Below are 4135 nucleotides of genomic sequence, written 5' to 3'. Positions count from 1 at the left end.
CCCATAGCCACGCCGCGCTACCCACGTGCTCCCTCCCGCGGTTTCCTCCCTTGGAGGCTTTCGGACGCCGGCCGCCGAATACGCCGCGACGTCCCTCAAGCGGCCGGCATCCGAAACCCTTCACAAACTCGGAAGTCCCGTCGGTCGCTTCCGCTTGGCCCCGAACATGAACTGGCGGTGGTGCGATGTCCGTTCGGTAATGCCCATCTACAAAGCACTGAACAATCAAGACCTGGATGCAGCGCTTGGTCCAATTGGGTCCGAAACGGCGACTGCAGGATCCGTAGCGCGGCTCTCGATATGACCCATCAAGTCGTTGGCCATCTGCTGGAGGCGTTGGCGATCTCGATCCACAAACTCGCGGGGCTGCATGTCAACGATGCACAGGGAGCCTACGACGTGTCCAGCTGAGGTCCGCAAGGGGACGCCTGCGTAAAAGCGAATGCCCTTCTCCAGCACGCGTGGATCGTCGGCAAAGCGTGGGTCCTCGGTCACGTCTTCGGAAACCAGCACTTCGTTTGCCGCGATCACGTATGCGCCGAGCGGCTCCTCATGAGGAGCCTGATTGATGGCCTGATTTTCCTGCGACAGGTCTGTTGGGTCTGGCTGAGTCGGGTGAATATCGTCAGCCAGAGATACGAGTGCGATCGGGACATTGAAAGCCTGCGCGATCTTCTTGGACGCCTCATCGAACTGCTGTCCTTTCACGGCGGCCAAACCGAGGCTGTGCAGCGCTGCAACCTGCTCTTGCCTAACGTCAGGAAGAACCGGACGCGTGCCGCTGCCAGATGCTGGGCGGCACATCCATTCATCAACTTGCTTGATACAGCCCTGAAGCGAGGCGAATACCGCATCGGCCGCCATCTGCTTGTTGAGCTCTTCCGTTTGTTGCGTACCGTGCGCCAGATTCCAGGAGCAGACGATGAGCTTCACGTGGGGGGCTCGGCGACGCAGACGACGGAGGATGTACCGGGCATAGACCTGCGGCTGGGGATGCAGGTAGGACAGGCACACCACGTCGACGCCTTCGAGACCAAGCTGCCCCAGCGCTCCCTGGCTGACTGCGATCGGCGGCAGGACCTTGGCGCTGATGCTCCGCTCCTCGAGCACCTGCGCCATCATCTCCGCCGCCGCGTGATCTAGCTCAGTGCGGCCGGCGACGCAGAGAACGCACGGTAGCCGCTCAGCTGTGCGATCTTCGCCCGGCTCGGCCGCTGAGGAGGCCTTTTCCCGGATATGGTCCTCGACCTCCCGCACAACAGAGATCGCCGTGTCGGCAACTAGCCGGCGGTAATTGGTATCCGTCGTGCTGCGCTGGCGATCGTTTTCCGCAAGGCGCAGTGCCGGTATGGCCACGTTATCATAGAACTCGTGCGAGGAGTATTTGTCGACATAGTCTTCAGCCATCTCCACCGCCTCTTCCAGGTTGCCGGCTAGCAGGCGTTGATAAAGCTGCTCCTCCGGCGCAAGCACCGGATCGCTGCCAAGAAGCACGCCCAGGAACTCGAGTTGCGGGACGTAGCGCCCGATGACGACCGCGCAGACGGTCAGGGGCGTCGCTAGGAACAGCCCGACAGGGCCCCACAGCATGGTCCAGAAGATTGCCGCAATGATGATGGCCAGGGAGGACAGGCCTGTACTGGCGCCGTAAAGCCATGGCTCGACGACATTGTTGCTGATCAGTTCAGCCACGAGGAACACCCCGACCACCCAGAATAACATGGTCCAGCCAGGATCAACGGCGACTGCAAGGGCAATAGGAAACAAGGCGGCCAGAAAGGGACCGAGATACGGGATGAATCGGAGGACTGCGGCTAGCAGCCCCCACAGCGGGGCATTGGGCACGCCAATGAAGTAAAGGGCAATGCCAATCGGAATGCCGTAGGTCAGATTCACGACGAGCTGCATCAGGAGGTAACGACTGACCCGGGCGGTGGCGTCGTTGATGGCCTGCGTACTTTTCTGAAGGTCTCCGGCCCCTGCGAGTTTAATGAAGCGATCGCGCAGGTCCTCCCGCTCTAGCAGCACGAAGATCACGAAGATGACGACCAGCCCGGCAGTGGCGAGCGGCGCTAACAGCGGACCGACTACGGATCGGATAATCTCAAGGGGTTTTGGCCGTGGTGCCTCTAGGCGCACGGTGACCGGCTCCGGAGACTTAGGGCCGGCTCCGACGCGGGGCTGTGCTTCTTCAGGCTTCCTCTCGTCGCCCGAGATGTCCTTGCCGAGATCCTCTATCGTTCTGGTAATATTATCGAGGACGCCGCCACCAGGGGCAGACTCCTGCAAGGACCGGATTTTCTGAGTGATAGTAGTCTGGTAGCTCGGAAGATTGTTAGCGAGTTGGACGAGCTGGCGCCCGACCACGAAGGCGACGCCTGTAATCAGGATAAAGGCAAGCGTAACGGCAATCAGCACCGCGGCAATGCGGGGCAACCTCCAGCGTCCTAGAAAGTTTACCAACGGTGTGAGAACGAAGCTTAAGAGGATGGCGAGGGCGAAGGGAACAAAGATATCTCGGCCGAAATAGAGTCCTCCGATCGCAAGGACGATGCCGCCGGCCGTCAGGATCGGCGAGCCTGTGGGCTGAGTGGCTGGCGAAGATCGAGGCGAGACTGGAGCAAAGTCCGCCATAGCCGCGGCCTTTCCGTATTGGAATGACCAAACGTAAACGCACGATCGGAGTGTCTGATCCAGAGCATATAGCGATTGCTGCTCGAAACGTTCAATCAGTCCAGCGATAGCCAATTCCACTTTGGGCCAGGAGCGGCTGTCGGCGAACCCCACCAATTCTCTCTATCTGTCGAGCTTGTTGCGACCTCAGACCGGGAGTGTAATTTCGCAGACAAGTCCGTCTTTGCGCCAGTCAAGGTGAACTTTCCCCTTTAGCTGGGTGATCATTCCTTCAATGATGCGGCCACCAACGCCCTTTCGCGTGGGTTCCTGCGCGGCAGGACCACCTGTCTCTGTCCAGCGTAGATGCAATTGACCGCGAGCCTCGTGCGACCATTGCAGGTGGACCTGGCCGTTGGACTGGGACAAAGCACCGTACTTCGCGGCGTTGGTGGCCAGCTCGTGTAGCGTCATGGCAATTGCCTGAGCGACGCCGGGTTCTAACAGGATTGGCGGTCCATCTATCAGCAGTCGCTTCCCGGAATATGGAGCGAGTTCCTGTTCGGCGATCGCCGATAGATCGGCACCGATCCAGCGTGTCGCGACAAAGAGCGAGCAAACCTTCGCAAGCGCTTCGATGCGCCCAACAATCGTCTGTTTGAGATCTTCCGGCGAGCTTGATTGAGAAAGATTAACCACCGCCAGAACGCTCGCAAGCATGTTCTTGCTGCGGTGCTCGGCCTCGCGTGCCAATGTCGTGATCATCTCCTGATTTTTCTTTTGCTCGGTGATATCTCTCGCGATCTTTGATGCGCCAACGATCTTGCCGCTAGCATCCTTGACAGGAGAAACCGTCAGCGAAACGACAATGAGGCTGCCGCGCTTAGTTTGCCGGACAGTCTCAAAATGGTCGATGCGCTCACCTCGCCTGATGCGAGTAAGTATCTCGCGTTCCTCGCTTTGCCGGTCCTCAGGGATAACAAGCGTAATGGGCTGACCAATCGCCTCACTGGGCGAGTAGCCGAAGATGCGCTCGGCACCCTTGTTCCAGCTCGAAATAATGCCATCGAGATTCTTGCTCACAATCGCGTCGTCGCTGGATTCGACTATGGAGGCCAGCCAGCGCAGCCGTTGCTCACTTTCTCGAAGTGCGTTTTCAAAGTCGCTTTTCCGCGTCATAGGGACCCCTAGTCCAGAAGCTCCGCGGCCTTTGACGGCAACATCATAGCACCAATGTTCCGTCCAGCGTTGACCCGCCAACGTAGAAATCTGGTGCCAGTTCATGAGGTCGCCTTTGGGTCAAAAGCGCCGCTTCGCCCGTGCGTAAACCACTTCCGGTCTACCCATACGAACGGACATTCTGTGAGTCCGTCGGCATGTCCCCAACGGGCCAATGGACTAAACCGCTCGCGCGGTAGGGCGCTGCGGCAGGCAGCACAGCTAACAGGATAGCGCAACGGGGCGTCCTGTCTTGAGATGAGGGGTTCGCAACCTTCACTCAAAACAGGAGCATCCCCATGAC

Annotated in this window: 2 protein-coding genes; both read right to left on the bottom strand. The window is 59.2% G+C overall.

Annotated features, from left to right (window positions below):
• Nucleotides 1-225: 225 nt before the first annotated feature.
• Nucleotides 226-2787, bottom strand: coding sequence for an AI-2E family transporter (locus LMTR3_RS20710; RefSeq protein WP_245319957.1), 2562 nt, complete (start codon nucleotides 2785-2787; stop codon nucleotides 226-228).
• Nucleotides 2788-2820: 33 nt separating this feature from the next.
• Nucleotides 2821-3792: a sensor histidine kinase gene (locus LMTR3_RS20705; protein ID WP_065746890.1), complete on the bottom strand. Its 972-nt coding sequence runs from the start codon at nucleotides 3790-3792 to the stop codon at nucleotides 2821-2823.
• Nucleotides 3793-4135: the final 343 nt, after the last annotated feature.

This window comes from Bradyrhizobium sp. LMTR 3 (assembly GCF_001693485.1).
In the GTDB taxonomy this organism is placed as follows: Bacteria; Pseudomonadota; Alphaproteobacteria; order Rhizobiales; family Xanthobacteraceae; genus Bradyrhizobium.
Note: the sequence above shows the minus strand (reverse complement) of the source record. Positions and strands in the feature narration are given on the sequence as shown.

What these genes read in the sequence shown, in the direction of transcription:
- LMTR3_RS20705 (WP_065746890.1), bottom strand. Translation starts at nt 3,792, where the DNA reads ATGACGCGGAAAAGCGACTTTGAAAACGCACTTCGAGAAAGTGAGCAA.